Source organism: Micrococcus cohnii (assembly GCF_014205175.1).
Classification (GTDB): Bacteria; Actinomycetota; Actinomycetes; order Actinomycetales; family Micrococcaceae; genus Micrococcus; species Micrococcus cohnii.
This window is the reverse complement of sequence record NZ_JACHNA010000001.1, coordinates 39212-55808: the sequence shown is the minus strand read 5'-3', so window position 1 is coordinate 55808 and position 16597 is coordinate 39212. Positions and strand designations below refer to the sequence as shown.

General features: G+C 70.7%; 15 protein-coding genes and 1 tRNA gene. 8 read left to right on the top strand and 8 right to left on the bottom strand.

The genetic code is table 11. The features are described from left to right. Positions 1 to 34 precede the first annotated feature (34 nt). The 3 genes from HDA30_RS00235 to HDA30_RS00225 all read left to right on the top strand — a co-directional run bounded on the left by HDA30_RS00235 (position 35) and on the right by HDA30_RS00225 (position 2950). Positions 35 to 799 (top strand): hypothetical protein, encoded by a 765-nt coding sequence (locus tag HDA30_RS00235; protein WP_184240730.1) that lies wholly within the window; start codon positions 35 to 37, stop codon positions 797 to 799. A gap of 329 nt (positions 800 to 1128) precedes the next feature. Continuing rightward, complete coding sequence (locus HDA30_RS00230) at positions 1129 to 1893, top strand: hypothetical protein (RefSeq protein ID WP_184240729.1); 765 nt, start codon at positions 1129 to 1131, stop codon at positions 1891 to 1893. A 256-nt stretch (positions 1894 to 2149) separates the two neighbouring features. Then, positions 2150 to 2950: a hypothetical protein gene (locus HDA30_RS00225; RefSeq protein ID WP_184240728.1), complete on the top strand. Its 801-nt coding sequence runs from the start codon at positions 2150 to 2152 to the stop codon at positions 2948 to 2950. Positions 2951 to 3089: 139 nt separating this feature from the next. Here HDA30_RS00225 and sucD read toward each other — a convergent pair whose 3' ends face one another. From sucD to pcrA, 3 genes are all read right to left on the bottom strand, one after another. Next, positions 3090 to 4010: a succinate--CoA ligase subunit alpha gene (sucD, locus tag HDA30_RS00220; protein ID WP_184240727.1), complete on the bottom strand. Its 921-nt coding sequence runs from the start codon at positions 4008 to 4010 to the stop codon at positions 3090 to 3092. Between the two features lie 31 nt (positions 4011 to 4041). After that, positions 4042 to 5211, bottom strand: coding sequence for an ADP-forming succinate--CoA ligase subunit beta (gene sucC / locus HDA30_RS00215; protein WP_184240726.1), 1170 nt, complete (start codon positions 5209 to 5211; stop codon positions 4042 to 4044). Between the two features lie 184 nt (positions 5212 to 5395). After that, complete coding sequence (gene pcrA, locus HDA30_RS00210) at positions 5396 to 7900, bottom strand: DNA helicase PcrA (protein ID WP_184240725.1); 2505 nt, start codon at positions 7898 to 7900, stop codon at positions 5396 to 5398. A 102-nt stretch (positions 7901 to 8002) separates the two neighbouring features. Between pcrA and HDA30_RS00205 the strand changes: the two genes are divergently transcribed. The 3 genes from HDA30_RS00205 (at position 8003) to HDA30_RS00195 (ending at position 10744) form a co-directional block, all read left to right on the top strand. Further along, positions 8003 to 8647 carry a hypothetical protein gene (locus HDA30_RS00205; RefSeq protein ID WP_184240724.1) on the top strand — a complete coding sequence of 215 codons (645 nt, stop codon included), beginning with the start codon at positions 8003 to 8005 and terminating at the stop codon, positions 8645 to 8647. Between the two features lie 56 nt (positions 8648 to 8703). Next, positions 8704 to 8777: transfer RNA gene (locus HDA30_RS00200), tRNA-Arg, on the top strand. 83 nt (positions 8778 to 8860) lie between these two features. Next, positions 8861 to 10744, top strand: coding sequence for an N-acetylmuramoyl-L-alanine amidase (locus HDA30_RS00195; protein ID WP_184240723.1), 1884 nt, complete (start codon positions 8861 to 8863; stop codon positions 10742 to 10744). An 85-nt stretch (positions 10745 to 10829) separates the two neighbouring features. On the opposite strand, the gene HDA30_RS00190 is transcribed toward HDA30_RS00195, so the two are convergent. The 5 genes from HDA30_RS00190 to HDA30_RS00170 form a co-directional block, all read right to left on the bottom strand. After that, positions 10830 to 12698 carry an ABC transporter ATP-binding protein gene (locus tag HDA30_RS00190; protein WP_184240722.1) on the bottom strand — a complete coding sequence of 623 codons (1869 nt, stop codon included), beginning with the start codon at positions 12696 to 12698 and terminating at the stop codon, positions 10830 to 10832. Between the two features lie 127 nt (positions 12699 to 12825). Beyond that, a complete protein-coding gene (locus tag HDA30_RS00185; protein WP_184240721.1) occupies positions 12826 to 13320 on the bottom strand; it encodes an HNH endonuclease in 495 nt (164 codons plus the stop codon). A 180-nt stretch (positions 13321 to 13500) separates the two neighbouring features. Next, positions 13501 to 14208 (bottom strand): metal-dependent transcriptional regulator, encoded by a 708-nt coding sequence (locus HDA30_RS00180; RefSeq protein ID WP_158495381.1) that lies wholly within the window; start codon positions 14206 to 14208, stop codon positions 13501 to 13503. A 177-nt stretch (positions 14209 to 14385) separates the two neighbouring features. Further along, positions 14386 to 14907, bottom strand: a complete 522-nt coding sequence (locus HDA30_RS00175) for a DUF3027 domain-containing protein (protein ID WP_184240720.1) — start codon at positions 14905 to 14907, stop codon at positions 14386 to 14388. Next, on the bottom strand, positions 14904 to 15287 hold the full coding sequence (locus HDA30_RS00170; protein WP_158495379.1) for a cold-shock protein: 384 nt from the start codon (positions 15285 to 15287) through the stop codon (positions 14904 to 14906). The genes HDA30_RS00175 and HDA30_RS00170 overlap by 4 nt, the downstream gene beginning before the upstream one ends. A 233-nt stretch (positions 15288 to 15520) precedes the next feature. Here HDA30_RS00170 and HDA30_RS00165 point away from each other — a divergent pair, with 233 nt between their 5' ends. Next, positions 15521 to 15775, top strand: coding sequence for a hypothetical protein (locus HDA30_RS00165; protein WP_184240719.1), 255 nt, complete (start codon positions 15521 to 15523; stop codon positions 15773 to 15775). A 100-nt stretch (positions 15776 to 15875) separates the two neighbouring features. Beyond that, positions 15876 to 16583 (top strand): response regulator transcription factor, encoded by a 708-nt coding sequence (locus HDA30_RS00160; RefSeq protein WP_158495377.1) that lies wholly within the window; start codon positions 15876 to 15878, stop codon positions 16581 to 16583. Positions 16584 to 16597: the final 14 nt, after the last annotated feature.

Genomic DNA, 16597 nt, shown 5'->3' with positions numbered 1-16597 from the left:
CCAACGTCGTCGCACCAACACACAAGGAGATCTCATGACCGAGACGACCAAGAACACAACGTCGCGCCGCGCCGTGACCCAGGGCCTCGCCTGGTCCGTCCCCGCCGTCGCCGCCGCCTCGGCCGCCCCGGCCATGGCCGCGACCACGCCGGCTGACCCGCTGTACAGCTACCAGGTCGCTGTGGGCGGCCAGGCAGGCCTCGCCACCAGCGGTTGCGGCGTGTCCCGGATCGACCTCGGCACCCTGGATCCGTTCTCGGGCGCCAACGACGGCTTCGGCATCTACGAGATGGCCGGCGCCGAGTCTCCCGCCACCATGGCCACGGTGGAGGGGCCTCTGGACCTGGTGTTCGCTCTTCCGGCCGGCCTTTTCCTGGACCAGGTTGACCCGACGACCGCGTTCCGCATCGTCGAGGGCAACTACGCCCCGCCGGAGGTGGTCGACACCGTGACCATGACGAACCCCATCACCGGCGTCACCGAGGACTACTACGTCTTCGTGTACCGCTACCAGGGTAGCCTCACCCAGCCGACGGGGGCCCCCGGCTCGGGCGACACCTTCGACGGCTCCACGTTGCGCTTGACGACCAACGACATGAAGATCGATCCGAACTACTGCGTCAACCCCGACGGCACCCTGGACCTGCGAACCGGCTTCTTCGCCGGTGGCTACCAGGGCGACTGGACGCAGACCGGCTCCTTCACGACCGAGACCGGCTACACCGGAGACATCGACTTCCCGATCGACTCCAACTACCCGGACAACCCGGAGAGCTGGATCACCCTGGGTCAGCGCTGATCTCCAGCGGACCCTATCCGCACCACAGGACCCCTGCTTGAGCGCACGCTCAGGCGGGGGTCCTGTGCGTTCTGCCCCCATTTCTCGATCCGGCAAACCCTGCTGCGTCGCGCCACCGCGCTCACCTCCTCTCTTCACTGTGAACACTCCGTGTCTCGCTATGGCTTTGGTATGACTTTGCCCCTCAGGGCCTCTTCTTATTGAAACGGTACGTCCGTTATTCCTACGGTAGCTCATCGAACGCACTCGTCGCCGCCCCTCCAGGGCCGGCCGCGGGGCGCTTCACGGCCTACGCCGCACACCGACCTCAACACAGGGAGTTACCGATCATGACCACCTCACGCCGCACCGTCACCCAGGGCATCGCCTGGTCTGCCCCGGCCGTCGCCGTCGCCACCGCCGCCCCCGCCATGGCCGCCACCACCCAGCCGCAGGCGCTCTGCTACGGCGCGACCACCCAGGTGTACGGCGAGGTCTACAACAGCGGTGTCGCCTGCTACACCGACACCTACGGCAACAGCGGTTCCACGCTCACCGCCCTCCACGTCTCCAACCTCGGCAACTTCGACAACTCGCCGCACGGTTTCGCCATCGAAGAGCTCGGCATGACCGACGGCTCCGGGGAGCTCTCCCCCAAGACCGTCGCCACCCTGGCCGAGCCCCTGCAGTTCGTCGTCGCCTACCCCGCCGGCATGGTGGACACCACCGCGGCCAACAACGGCTTCACCTTCTCCGAGGGCGGCAGCGACTGGTCCGGCCCCACCGTGCGCCAGCAGACGATGACGAACCCGGACGGCACGACGTGGACCTACGACGTGTTCACCTTCACCTGGCAGGGCAACCACACCCAGCCGACCGTCACCTTCGACGGCGTGAATCGCGCCCCGGCCTGGGACGGCACGCGACTCGCCGGTGATTTCACGGTGAACACCGACTGCTGCATGGCAGTCGAGAACCAGCGCTACTACTACGCCAACTACTACGCCGGCGGCTCAGACGACCTGAACAACACCGGCACGTTCACCACCGAGAACGGCTACAACGGCACGCTCGGCTCCATCGGCTGGGTGGATTACGACAACTACGCCAACTGACCGCGGCGCCGCGGCCCCTCGTGCCAGGGCCCCGACGAGCAGCGCTCGTCGGGGCCCTGGCGCGTGACCCGCTGTGGCCTCAATGTGCCCACCTTTGGGTTCGATAAAACTTTGGCCGATACGTGACTCGCGTATGGAAGCGGGGCGTCCATTTTGCCTATGGTCCACATGCGTGCCGCCCCACCACGGGGTCTTTTCCTGGACGACGCCCCCGGCATGCGCACCACACCGATCTGGACCTGAGGGAGTTATCACCGTGACCACATCACGCCGCACCGTCACCCAGGGCATCGCCTGGTCCGTTCCGGCCGTCGCCGCGGCCACTGCCGCCCCGGCCATGGCCGCCACTGAGCCGGTCATCGACGAGACCGTCGCGTACCGCTTCCGCGGATCCGTGTACACGGACCACAACTGGAATCTGAGCGGTCCCTACAACGGCTATTGCTACAACTCCGCACTGGGTCAGTACGGCGGTTATCTGACTAGCCTGACCGTGTCCAACCAGAAGGCGCACGGCACCTCACCGCTCGGGTTCAGCATCGTGGACCAGCCGCGCACCGACGGATCGGGCATGTCCCCGACCACCATGGCGACCCTTGCCGAGCCCGTGCAGTTTGTCATCGCCTACCCAACGGGCATGGTCGACACCGCTCGGGCCTTCACGTTCACGAACGGCACCGGGGCAAACTGGACGGCCCCCACCCGCCGCACCGTCACCATGAACAACCCCACAACCGGCCGTACCCAGCAGTACGACGTGTTCACCTTCACTTGGAAGGGCGAGACCACGCAGGCGACCGTGCCCGACCAGACCGCCACCGGCACGCGCCCGCAGAGCTGGGCCGGCACCGCCCTGAGCGGCAGCTTCCCGGTCCGCACGAACTACTGCGTTCCGTCCACGCTGCACTGGTTCTCGAACTACTACGCCGGCGGCACGGCCGCCCAGTTGGGCAGCCAGCCCGGCTCCTTCGGCACGTTCACCACCGAGAACGCCTTCACCGGCCTCGTCCGCTCGAACAACCCGAGCACCGGCGGCTGGGTGTCCTCGCAGCAGTGACCCCACGCTGACGCCCCCGCCACCGGCGGGGGCCGGCCGCCCACAGAACCCATCACGACGGCGGCGGCCCCGACCCACCACGGGTGGGTCGGGGCCGCCGCCGTCGTAGCGCACCCGGACGCGAGGCCCGGGTGGCGCCTCAGCCCTGGTTCTCGAGGATCTCGCGCATCAGTCGCGCGGTCTCGGACGGGGTCTTGCCGACCTTCACGCCCGCGGCCTCGAGGGCCTCCTTCTTGGCCTGCGCCGTGCCGGAGGAGCCGGAGACGATGGCGCCGGCGTGGCCCATGGTCTTGCCCTCCGGGGCGGTGAAGCCGGCCACGTAGCCGACGACCGGCTTGGTGACGTTGGCCTTGATGAACTCGGCCGCGCGCTCCTCAGCGTCGCCGCCGATCTCACCGATCATCACGATGGCCTTGGTCTCCGGGTCCGCCTCGAACGCCTCGAGGGCGTCGATGTGGGTGGTGCCGATGACCGGGTCGCCACCGATGCCGATCGCGGTCGAGAAACCGAAATCGTTCAGCTCGTACATCATCTGGTACGTCAGCGTGCCGGACTTGGAGACCAGCCCGATCGGGCCGGACCCGGTGATCGACGCCGGGGTGATGCCCGCCAGGGCCTGCTCCGGAGTGATGATGCCGGGGCAGTTCGGGCCGATGATGCGGGTCTTCGGCTTGCCGTCGGCGCCGGTCTTCGACTGGGACAGCGCGAAGAACTCGGCCGAGTCCTGCACCGGGATGCCCTCGGTGATGACCACCAGCAGCGGGATCTCGGCCTCAATGGCCTCGATCGCGGCGTCCTTGGCGAACTTCGGCGGCACGAAGGCCACGGAGACGTCCGCGCCGGTCTTCTCCATCGCCTCGGAGACCGAGCCGAACACGGGCAGCTCGAGCGCGTTGCCGTCCTTGTCCTCGTGGGACACGGTGGTGCCGGCCTTGCGGGCGTTCACGCCGCCGACGATGTTGGTGCCGGCCTTGAGCATCAGGCGGGTGTGCTTCGTGCCCTCGCCGCCGGTGATGCCCTGGACGATGACCTTGGAGTCCTTGTTCAGGTAGATAGACATGTCTGGTTCCTTACAGCCTTGAGCGGACGGATCAGTTCGCGGAGTGGGCGAGTTCGGCGGCCTTGTCGGCGCCCTCGTCCATCGTCGCGGCCACGGTCACGAGCGGGTGGTTCGCCTCGGCCAGGATGCGGCGGCCCTCCTCGACGGAGTTGCCGTCCAGGCGCACGACCAGCGGCTTCGTCGCGGCGTCGCCCAGGATCTCGAGGGCCTTCACGATGCCGTTGGCGACGGCGTCGCAGGAGGTGATGCCGCCGAAGACGTTCACGAACACGGACTTGACCTGCTCGTCGCCCAGGATGACGTCCAGGCCGTTGGCCATGACCTCGGCATTGGCGCCGCCGCCGATGTCCAGGAAGTTCGCCGGCTTCACGTTGCCGTGCTTCTCCCCGGCGTAGGCGACCACGTCGAGCGTGGACATGACCAGGCCCGCGCCGTTGCCGATGACGCCGACTTCACCGTCGAGCTTCACGTAGTTGAGGTCGTTCTCCTTGGCCTTCGCCTCGAGCGGGTCCTCGGTGCGCTCGTCGACCAGGGCGGCGTGCCCCTCCTGACGGAAGTCGGCGTTGGCATCGAGGGAGACCTTGCCGTCGAGCGCGAGGATCTGGCCGTCGCCGGTCTTCACCAGCGGGTTCACCTCGACGAGGGTGGCGTCCTCCTTCTCGAAGACGGTCCACAGCTTCTGGATGACGGCGGCGACCTCGTCCTGCAGCTCGGCCGGGAAGTTCGCCTCGGCGACGATCTTCTTCGCGGTCTCGGCGTCGATGCCGGTCAGCGCGGAGACCGGCACCTTGGCCAGGGCCTCGGGGCGCTCGACGGCGAGCTGCTCGATCTCCATGCCGCCCTCGACGGAGCACATGGCCAGGTAGGTGCGGTTGGCGCGGTCCAGCAGCACGGAGAAGTAGTACTCCTCGGCGATGTCGGCGCCCTGGGCGATCATCACCTGGTGCACGGTGTGGCCCTTGATGTCCATGCCCAGGATCGCCTTGGCGTGCTCATAGGCCTCGTCGGCGGTCTTGGCGACCTTGACGCCGCCGGCCTTGCCGCGGCCGCCGACCTTCACCTGCGCCTTGACGACGGTCACGCCGCCGATCTTCTCAGCGGCCGCCTTGGCCTCTTCCGGGGTCTGCGCCACGATGCCGGCCAGCACGGGCACGCCGTGCTTCTCGAACAGATCGCGCGCCTGGTACTCGTACAGGTCCACGGTGGTATGTCCTTCTCGGTCGAAGACAGGTTCTTCCGGCACCGCCCGAAGGCGTGCGCCGGCGCTGACGCCCCGCCCTCGTTCGCGTCCGGCCCAGGGCACGGCACGACGGAGAGCGACGGCGCTCCACCGGTCACTCTAGACCACCCGGGCATGCGGTTCCGGAGGGCCGCGGCCAGGATCGTCAGTCCAGTTTCTCCAGGGGGGCGTAGCGCAGCAGCAGCCGCTTCTGAGCGCCGGTCTCGTCGAAGACGACGGTGGCCACGGTCTTGTCCCCGGCCCCCGAGACGGCGGCGACCGTGCCGGTGCCGAACGTGCCGTGCGAAACCCGATCGCCGACGGCCAGGGAGATGATCTCCCGCTCGCTCACGCGCTTGGGCGCCGCGCCGCGCACCGGCTGCGCGGGCACCGTCAGATCGCGGGCCTCCTCACCCCGGGTCAGTCGCTGCGGACGGCGCGGCGCGGTGTCGGAGCCGCCGCGGTCGAAGCGGGCCGCGTAACGCGCGGTCCCGGCCCCGCCGAGAGTGGAGATCGAGCCGAACTCGGCGGCCCCGGCGCGCGGGCCGGCAGAACCCTCCCGCTCCCAGTCGATCAGCGCGGAGGGGATCTCCGCGAGGAACTGGCTGGGCGGGTTGTACTGATACTGGCCCCACAGCGAGCGGGCCTCGGCGCGCGTCACGTAGAGCCGTTGCCGGGCGCGAGTGAGCCCGACGTAGGCCAGGCGCCGCTCCTCCGCGAGCTCCTTCTCGTCGGTCATCGACCGTGAATGCGGGAACACCCCGTGCTCCATGCCGGTGAGGAACACGACGGGGAACTCCAGGCCCTTGGCGGTGTGCAGCGTCATGAGCGTCACCTCGCCCTGGTCTGCGGCGAGCTGTTCCCCCTCGACGTCGGGCGCCGACGGCAGCTGGTCTGCGTCGGCGACCAGTGCGACCTGCTCGAGGAACTCCAGCAGCCCGCCCTCGGGATTCTCCTTCTCGAACGCCCGCACGACGGCCACGAGCTCACCGAGGTTGTCCGCGCGGGACTCGTCCTGCAGGTCCTCGGACTCGCGCAGGGCGGCGAGCATGCCGGACTGCTCGAGCACGGCCTCGAGCACGGTGGCCGGGCCGGAACCCTCCGCCAGCTGCGTGAGGTCGTCGATCATCTGAACGAAGCCGCGCACCGCCTTGAGCGAGCGGGCGGCGATGCCCGGCGCGTTCTCCGCGTCCCGCAGCGCGTCGAAGAACGGCTGCCGGTTCCGCTCGGCCCAGGCCGCGACGGCCCCCTCGGCCCGGTCCCCGATGCCGCGCTTGGGCTCGTTGAGGATGCGCCGCAGGTTCACGTCGTCGTCCGGGTTGACGATCACCCGCAGATACGCGAGGGCGTCCTTGATCTCCTTGCGGTCATAGAACCGGGTGCCGCCGATCACGCGGTACGGGATGCCGCGGGTGACCAGCCGTTCCTCGAGCGAGCGGGACTGCGCATTGGTGCGGTAGAACACCGCGACGTCCTTCGGACGGATCCCGTGCTCGTCCTGCAGCCGGTCGATCGTCGAGGAGATCCACTCGGCCTCGGCAGACTCGTTCTCGGCGGCGTAGCCGACGATCTTCGCGCCCGCCCCCTCGGCGGTCCACAGGCTCTTCGGCCGGCGGTCCGGGTTCTTCTCGATGACGGCGTTCGCCGCGTCGAGGATGGTCTGGCTCGAGCGGTAGTTCTGCTCGAGTTTGATCGTGGCGGCGTCGTCGAAGTCCTGCTCGAACTCGACGATGTTCCGGATGTCCGCGCCACGGAACGCGTAGATCGACTGGTCCGAGTCGCCCACCACGGTCAGTTCACCGCCGCCGGTCTCGACACCCTCGGGTGTGCCGGCCGGGCCGGCGAGCAGACGGATCAGCCGGTACTGGGCGTGGTTGGTGTCCTGGTACTCGTCGACGAGCACGTGGCGGAAGCGGCGGCGGTAGTTGTCCAGCACGGCCGGGAACGCCTCGAACATGTGGACGGTCATGCCGATCAGGTCGTCGAAGTCCAGGGCGTTCGCCTGCCGCAGGCGCGCCGTGTAGTCGGTGTAGACGGCGGCGACGGCCTGGCCCCACGGGTCGTTCGACGCGACGGTGGACGCGTAGTCGTCCGCCTCGGTCAGCTCGTTCTTGAGCGAGCTGATGCGGTTCAGGATGCCCTTGGGGTTGAAGCGCTTCGGGTCCAGTTCATGGGACTTCGCGATCTGTGTGACCAGCCGCAGCGAGTCGGCCGCGTCGTAGATGGTGAACGTGGACTTCAAGCCGATTGACGCGGCCTCGCTGCGCAGGATCCGCACCGCCGAGGAGTGGAACGTCGAGATCCACATGCGGGAGGCGGCCGGCCCGACGAGCGCCGCGACGCGCTCGCGCATCTCTGCGGCCGCCTTGTTCGTGAAGGTGATCGCCAGGACCTCGTGCGGCCGGGCGCGCCCCGTGGCCAACAGGTGGGCGATGCGATGGGTCAGCACGCGCGTCTTGCCCGAGCCGGCGCCCGCGACGATCAGCAGCGGTGAGCCCGCATGCACGACCGCCGCGGCCTGCTGCGGGTTCAGCCCCTCGACGAGGGCCCCCGGTCCGGCGACGGGACGGGGCGCGGCCGACTGGTCCGGCGTCGCCTCCGGATCGAGCGGGGCGTCATCGGTGCGGGTGGGGCGGGCGGCGCGTCCGAGCGCGGAGAACAGGTCATCCATGGCCCGCCCAGTCTAGGAGGCGGGGCGGAGACGATGAGGCGGACCCGGTCGCCGAAGCGTTGCTGTCCGACCCGACCCCGCCCTGCTGGCACAGTTGTCGGGGTGAGCCCCTCTTCCAGACACCGCAAGAACTCCCCTGCCGGCCCGGGAGCCCCGAACGCCAACCAGCGCCGCCCCGGCCTGCGCGACCTCAATCCGCGCGAGGACATCGCCGCCGCCGGCCAGTCCCCCGGCGACCCGTCGATGCTGATTCTCGCCCTGCTGGGCACGACGCTGTTCGTCGGCGGCTACTACCACCTGCTGGTGCTGCAGCAGATGACGCAGCTGACCGGCGGGCTGCCCATGCCGGACTCGATGCTGTTCGGCTATGGCCGCGAGCACATCGCCACGCTCTCCGACGCCATGGATGAGGCGGCCCGTGGCCAGCTGAACTGGGTGCACAAGACCGCCGGCGTGATCTTCCCGATCGCCGTCGCCCTGTCCACGGCCGCCGTCGGGGCCTGGCGCCTGACGTCGCCCGCACACAAGTGGGCCGCCGCGGGGCTGGGCTTGGTCTTCGCCGTGGTGGACGTCGCCGAGAACATCGCGATCGAGTCAGCGATCGCCGCCGGCGGCGAGGGCGCCCTGCTCGCCGCGACGCTGACCGTCGCCCGCTGGGCGCTGCTCGCCGCGATCGTCGTGCTCATCGTCGCGTTGCTGGTCCGACGCCGTCCCGTCGCGCAGGAGGCTCCGCCCCGACGGGGCTGAGCAGGCAGGCCGCCAGCATGGCTAAACTGGCCCGCGGCGTCTGACGTGGCGCCGACGCCCCAGTAGCTCAGTTGGATAGAGCGACCCTCTCCTAAAGGGTAGGCCGTCGGTTCGATTCCGGCCTGGGGCACACCGTGCGCGAGACCCCGCGGCGAGGTCGCGCCCTTCGAGCCCACCTGTCCCCGTCATCATCCCCGACTCGAAGGCACCCTCATGTCATCACGCCCCCGTTCGCTCTGTGCCCTGGCCGCTGCCGTCGTGATCTCCGCCCAGTGCGTCATGGTCACCGCGCCCGCCGCGACCGCCGCCCCGGAGTCGACTCGCTCGTCCCTCACCACACAGCGGAAGGTGGCCGCCGAGGGCGAGGTCCAGTTCGCTCCCTCGCGCGTCGCCGAGGCCCGGGACCGCCAGATCGCGGTCTCGGGCGCCGAGCACCGCGCCGAGGACCTTCGCGAGTTCACCCTCGCCGGCCTGACCTGGGACGCCTCGGCCGCGGACCGGGTCGAGCGCGTGCAGATGCGCCTGAAGGAGGACGGCGGCTGGTCCGACTGGGAGCAGCTCGACGTGGACGCCATGCCCGAGGCCTCGAAGACCGGCCGCGTGGGCACCGAGCCGCTCGTCACCGACGGCGCCACCGGGGTCGAGGTGCGCATCACCACGAAGGACGGCGCGTCCCTGCCCGGCGCCCGCCTGGCTCTCGTGCATTCCGGTGAGGCCGCCGTCACCACGGTCGAGGGCACCGCGCCGGCCCCGGCCTCGGCGCCGTCCGCGGCTCCGGCCACCGCCTCCACCGTCCGGCAGTCCGATCCGTCAGCGGCGGCCGCCAGTGTGCAGACCCTGCGCCCGACGATCATCCCCCGCTCCGCCTGGGGCGCGGACGAGTCCATCACCACGGACGCCCGCACCGTCATCGCCCCGAAGGCGCTCGTGCTGCACCACACCGCCAGCTCCAACGACTACACGCGCGAACAGTCCGCCCAGCAGGTGCGCAATATCCACCGCTACCACGCGGCCGTCCTCGGCTGGGGCGATATCGGCTACAGCTTCATCGTCACCAAGTACGGCGATATCTACGAGGGGCGCCGCGGGTCGATCGACGCCCCCGTGCAGGGCTTCCACGCCGCCGGGATGAACACCGAGTCCATCGGCGTCTCGGCGCTGGGCAACTACGAGACCGCCGAGGCGCCCGCGGCCATGCGCACCTCGATCACCCGGGTGATGACCTGGCTCGCGGCCCGCCACAAGATCGACCCGAACGGCACGACGGTGATGACCTCCACCGCCGACTCGTCGTGGTCGAGCTCCCGCTTCCGGTACGGCCAGCAGGTCACCCTGCCCACCGTGTTCGGACACATCACCTCATCGGCCACCGGCTGCCCGGGCCGCTACCTGATCGCCGCTCTGCCGACGATCCGCACCCAGATGGCCGAGGCGCTCGAGCAGGACGAGGCCCCCGCCCCGGCGCCGGTGCCGGACCCGCCGACCGTGGACGCCCCGCACGTGCCGCACGTCGCGCGGACCACGATGTCCGTGAACCTGCGCACCTTCCCCTCGTGGAAGTCCTCCTACCTGGCAGTCGTGCCCTCCTCCCAGACGGTGTTCCCGACCGGCGCGGTCCGCCGCGGCTGGCACCAGGTCACGGTCCCCGGTGGCCGCACCGGCTGGATCTCCGGCCAGCATCTGACCGACTCGCGCGTGGTCCCGAGCGTGGCGGGCCTGACGATGGCCGTCCACGCCCGGACGACGCCCGAGTGGGGCGCCGAACGCGACGGCGTGATCGGCGCCTCCGAGACCGTGCAGCTGACCGGGCGGGTGGATCGTGGCTGGCGCGAGGTCGCCCACGACGGCCGCCTGGCGTGGGTGTCCGGATCCTGGCTGACCGGTGAGCACCCGTTCACGCACGAGGCACAGGCCCTGCGGGACGTCACGCTGAAGTCCGGTCCGGATGCGAGCTACTCCGGCATCGGCGTGCGCCGCAGCGGCTCGCAGTTCGCGCTCACCGGCCGCGTCGTCGGCTCCTGGACGGAAGTCGGCCTCGCTGGCCGCACCACGTGGGTGCCCACCACGAGCGTGACGGCGCCGCGCCCGATCGACTGATCCTCGATCCCGTCCCGACGCCGGGGCGATGGTCCATGCGGGCCCTCGCCCCGGCGTCCTGGCACCGCATCCGTGGCCGGCCCGGTCAGGTCCCTGTCGCGAACTGCGTGCGGTGCAGCTGCGCGTACCGGCCCTGGCAGGCCAGCAGCTCGGCGTGGGTGCCGCGCTCGACGATCCGCCCGTCCTCGACGACCAGAATCTGGTCGGCCTCGCGCACCGTCGAGAGTCGGTGGGCGATCACGACGGCGGTCCGCCCGGCCAACGCCTCGGACAGCGCCTCCTGGATGGCCCGCTCGTTCGTGGAGTCCAGGGCGGCGGTCGCCTCGTCGAGCACCACGACCCGCGGCGAGGCGAGCAGCATGCGGGCGATCGTCATGCGCTGACGCTCGCCGCCGGAGAGCCGGTAGCCCCGCTCCCCGACCACCGTGTCCAGCCCGTCGGGCAGCGCCTCGATCACCGGGCGCAGCCGGGCCCTGTCGATGGCGTCCCAGATCTGCGCGTCGTCGGCGTCGGGGGCGGCCAGCGTGAGGTTCGCGCGCACGGTGTCGTGGAACAGGTGCCCGTCCTGTGTGACCATCCCGACCGCCCGCTGCAGGTCGCCGAAACTCAGCTGCCGCACGTCGACGCCGCCGATCCGCACCGCGCCGGAGGTCACGTCGTACAGGCGGGTCAGCAGGTGCGCGATCGTGGACTTGCCCGCGCCTGAGGAGCCCACCAGCGCGACGGTCGAGCCCGCCGGCACCGTGACGTCCAGGCCGTGCAGCACCTCGACGCCGCCGCGCTCATCGAGCACCGCGACCTCCTCCAGGGAGGCCAGGGAGACCTCCTTCGCGGACGGGTAGGCGAAGCGCACGGCCTCGAGCCGCACCTCGAGCGGACCGGCGGGCAGGGCCGTGGGCTGCTCGGGCTCGCGGATCAGAGGCCGCAGGTCGAGCACCTCGAACACCCGCTCGAAGCTCACCAGCGCCGTCATGATCTCCACGCGCGCGTTCGCCAGCGACGTCAACGGGGCGTAGAGGCGGGTAAGCAGCAGGGCCATCGTGACGACGTCGCCCGCGTCGAGCCCGCCGGCCAGCGCCTGCAGGCCGCCGACGCCGTACACGGCCGCCAGCGCGAGCGCCGAGACGAGGGTGAGCAGCGTCGTGAACACGGACTGCCGCACCGAGATCGTGACTCCCGCCCGCCGGACCCGGTCGGCGCGGCGGGCGAACTCGGCGGACTCCTCGGCCGGACGGCCCCAGAGCTTCACGAGCGTCGCGCCGGGGGCCGAGAAGCGCTCGGTCATTTGGTCGCCCATCGCCGCGTTGTGCCCGGCCCGCTCCCGCGAGAGCGCCGCGAGCGTGCCGCCCACCCAGCGGGCCGGCACGAGGAACAGGGGCAGCAGCACGAGGGCGAGCAGCGTGATCTGCCACGAGGTCGCGAGCATCACCGCGAGCGTCAGCAGCAGCGAGACGAGGTTCGCCACCACCCCGGAGAGCGTTCGAGAGATCGCCGACTGGGCGCCGATCACGTCGTTGTTCAGCCGCGAGACGAGCGCACCGGTGCGGGCGCGTTGGAAGAACGCGACCGGCATCGTCTGCACGTGGTCGAACACGCGGGTGCGCAGGTCGTAGATCACCTGTTCGCCCAGGGACGCCGAGGTCCATTTCGTGACGACCTGCAGCACCGCGTCGACGAGTGCGACCGCCGCGATGAGCAGGGCCAGGCGCACGATCAGCGCGGCCTCCCCTCCTGCGGTGATCGCGTCCACGACGTCGCCGGCGAGCACGGGCGAGGCCACCCCGAGCACGGCCGTGACCACCGACAGCAAGAGGAAGCCCGCCAGCGTGGTTCGGTACCTGTCCGCGAACGCCAGAGTGCGGCGCACGGTGCCCGGAGCGAGTGTCGTCGTGCCGGCCTGTCCCGAATGGGACATGCGACGCATCGAGGCCATAGCGGCCCGTTCCATGCTCATGTCTCGTCCAGACCTCTCCGGGCCCGTGCGTGGCCCGTCACGCCCGCACGCGGTCGCGCACGGAACGACTCAGTCTAGGACCCCGTGCCCGGACCACGCGGGGTCAGCACCCGGGCTCGCGCCCCGCTCAGGCGGCGAGCTCGAGGTACCCGCGCCAGGCCTCCGCCGGGCGTTCGAGTTCCCGCAGCCGCCAGAGCGCGCCCCGGGGACGGCCCGGGGTGACGCGCAGCGTCCAGCCCATCGCGTCGAGGGAACGGTCCCCCTTGGCCCCGTTGCATGTCAGGCAGCAGGCGACGAGGTTCTCCCACGAGTTCTCCCCGCCGCGTGAGCGAGGGTGGATGTGGTCGACGGTCGTGGCGTGGGCGCCGCAGTAGGCACAGCGGTGGCTGTCCCGGCGCAGCACACCCCGCCGGGAGACGGGAGTCGCATCGGCGTGGGGCACGCGCACGTAGCGGTGGAGCAGGATCACCAGCGGTCGGCCCCACGTGCGGCCGGGACTGACCATCGGGTCCGCCCCGCTTTCCAGGACGCTGGCCTTGCCCGTGGCGACGAGCAGCAGGGCGCGCCGGTCCGAGACGACGGACAGGGGTTCGAAACCGGCGTTGAGGACGAGGGTGCGCATACAGGTCTTCTCCGATCGGCCCCGACGCGCGCCACGTGGCCGCACCGATGTGCCCCGTACCGCAGAGCGCACCCGTGCACGGGCGGACGCCGTGACGGTGGACGAACACCCCTACGCTAGGGACGAGGCCGGGGAGACGGAACGCTCCAGCACCTACGACGCCAAGACTTCACCTGAGGGTCACCGCAGGGTCGAGACCCGCACATGTGCGGCGGCCTCGCGGGCGATCTCGAGCGCGTCCGTCCCGGCGGCCTCGACTCGCACGAACTCGGTGTTCTCGACCGGCCGCACCGTGATCGTCGCCCCGGGGCGGATCCCGGCCGAGAACAGCTGGTCAAGGAGCACCGGGTCGGTCTGGATCGCCTCGGCCAGGCTGGTCACCCGCACCGTCTGCAGTTCCGCCGTGCCGTCGACGAGCTCGCTCAACGGCAGTCCGTCGAGCCCGAGCCGCTCACCCCAGCCGGCGCCGCCCGGCTCGCTGGGATGCGGCGGGATCGGGGTGCCGTAGGGGGTGACCGTGGGGTCGTCGAGCAGCTCGCGCAGCCGCGCCTCGACCTTGTCGCTCATCACGTGTTCCCACCGGCACGCCTCGTCGTGCACATAGGCCCAGTCCAGGCCGATGACGTCGGAGAGCAGCCGCTCGGCCAAGCGATGCTTGCGCAGCACCGCGACGGCCAGCTCGCGCCCGCGCGCGGTGAGCTCCAGGTGCCGGTCGGCCGCCACCTGGACCAGGCCGTCCCGCTCCATGCGGGCGACCGTCTGCGAGACGGTGGGACCGGAGTGCTCGAGACGTTCGACGATGCGCGCGCGCAGGGGCGTGATGCCCTCCTCCTCGAGCTCGAGGATGGTGCGCAGATACATCTCCGTCGTGTCGATCAGGTCCGTCATGGCCCGTCATCCGCCTTCCGTGCTCCGATGCTTGGGCCGAAGTCTAGGACAGCGCATCCCACAGCGATCGGGCACTTCGCTCGTGGCCGAGACTCGAGAGCACCGAACGCCCGCGTTCGCGATGGTCGCGGCGATCGGGCCGGCGATGCGCCTCCGGTCGGCACGCCTGGACCACGGTCACTCCGCTGGGTTGCGCTCCTGCTCCGGCGCCGAAGCGTCCGAGCCCTCGGACTCGGTGTTCTCGTCGGACGGGGCGGGTCGATTCGGATCGCGCCCCTCGGCCACGGACTGCATGCGGGCGCGCTCCGCCTGACTGACCCGCTCGGCGTACGGCACCCACGGCGGAGCCACGAGCGAGTCCTCCCCCGCGCTCAGCCCCACCTCGCACACGGTCACGTGCCGCGAACGGGGCACTCGCGCCACCGTCGCGTACCAGTGCCAGCCACGGTAGCCGGGCAGATGCGAGACGAAGCGGTGGGTGGCCAGCCGGTCGTCGTCCATGACGACCCCCACGTGCTCGCCGATCTGCTCGGGCGTCGCCAGCCCCGCCAGGCCTGCCCGAGCCTCGTCGACGGCACCCATGAGCACCTCGTCCTTGCGCGGCGCACGGCGTCGCGCTCGTGCCGGGGCCACGACGTCGGACGCGACGGGCTCGGGCGTGGGGCCCTCCGTCGCGGAGGTGAGATCCTGGCCGCTCATGCGTCGAGGTCGTCCGCGACGCGACGCAGCACCTGCGCCATTTTCTGCGCCTGCCCCCGCTGCGGGTACCGGCCGCGGCGCAGTCCGTTGCTCGTCTGGTCGAGCCAACGGATCAGATCGTCAATCAGCGCCGCCATCTGGTCGGGCTTGGGCCGATTGTTGCGCACGACCGACGGCGCGGACTCGAGCACGGTCAGCGAGATGGCCTGCTTGCCGCGGCGCCCCTCCGCCACCCCGAGATCCACGCGAGTCCCGGCGCGCAGCTCGGTCACGCCGTGGGGCAGCACCGAGGAGGGCACGTGCACATCGACCCCGTCGTCCGTCTGGGCGAAGCCGAACCCCTTGGCGGAGTCGTAGAACCTGATGCGTCCGGTTGGCATGGGCCTTCACTTTCATCGACGTCGTGGTGTGTGCTCATCCGCGTGGTCGTCTGCGGCCCCGTCGAGGGCGGGCGGCCGCGGCGCCTCGGCGGGGTCCTCGCCCCGGCGCGGCGTGATGGGTCTGCCGCGGCATCGGAGGGACCGTTCCTGGCCGTGCGTGTCTGCGTGGCGACTCGCGCGGGCGAGCGAGCTCTGACCGAGAAGGATACCCCGTCCGGCCTACCATGGTCGTCATGCCTGACACCTCCCTCGGCGACCGCAAGCACGCGGGCTCGCCCCTGCTCACCGCGGTGCTCGTGCTGGGCGTCGTGGTGATGCTCGCCTCGCTGCTGGCCCTGATCCTGCTGTTGACGGCGTACTTCTCGGCGGGCACCGCCTGGCCGCCGCTGTACGCGCTGACGATGTTCGGCCTGCCCGCCGGCTTCGCCCTGATGTTCCTGCACGTCGTCCTCTCGGCGATCCGCCGCTCCCGCCTCGAGCACCGCTGAGCGGTCGCCGAGGCCGCGCAGCGCCACGGCCCGGCCCATGGACCCCCTCACGGAGCCAACACCCAGCTGACGCCCAGACTCGGCCGTCAGAATCGGCGGCATGAAATCCCAGAACCCCGAGGCCCGCCTGCTGGTGGTCGACGACGAACCGAACATCCGAGAACTGCTTGCCACGTCCCTGCGCTTCGCCGGATTCGAGGTCGCCGCGGCCGAGGACGGCATGAGCGCGCTGGCCGCCGCAGAGGAGTTCAACCCGGACCTCGCGGTGCTCGACGTCATGCTCCCGGACATGGACGGATTCGACGTCACCCGCCGCCTGCGCGCGGCGGGGCGCCACTTCCCGGTGGTCTTCCTCACGGCCCGTGACGGCACCGAGGACAAGATCACCGGCCTGACCGTCGGCGGCGACGACTACGTGACCAAGCCCTTCTCCCTCGACGAGGTGGTCGCCCGCATCCGTGCCGTGCTGCGCCGCACCGCCCCGAGCGAAGACGACGCCGCGGTGCTGCGCGTCGACGACCTCGAGCTGGACGACGACGCCCACGAGGTCCGGCGCGCCGGGGAGAGCGTGGACCTGTCCCCCACCGAGTTCAAGCTGCTGCGGTACCTGATGATGAACCCCAACCGCGTGCTCTCGAAGGCCCAGATCCTCGACCACGTCTGGGAGTACGACTTCAACGGCGACGCCTCGATCGTCGAGTCCTACATCTCGTACCTGCGCCGGAAGGTCGACGCGGGCGACCACGAGCGGATGATCCACACCAAGCGCGGCGTCGGCTACATGCTGCGCACCGCGGACAAGCGCTGAATCCTGCCCCGCCC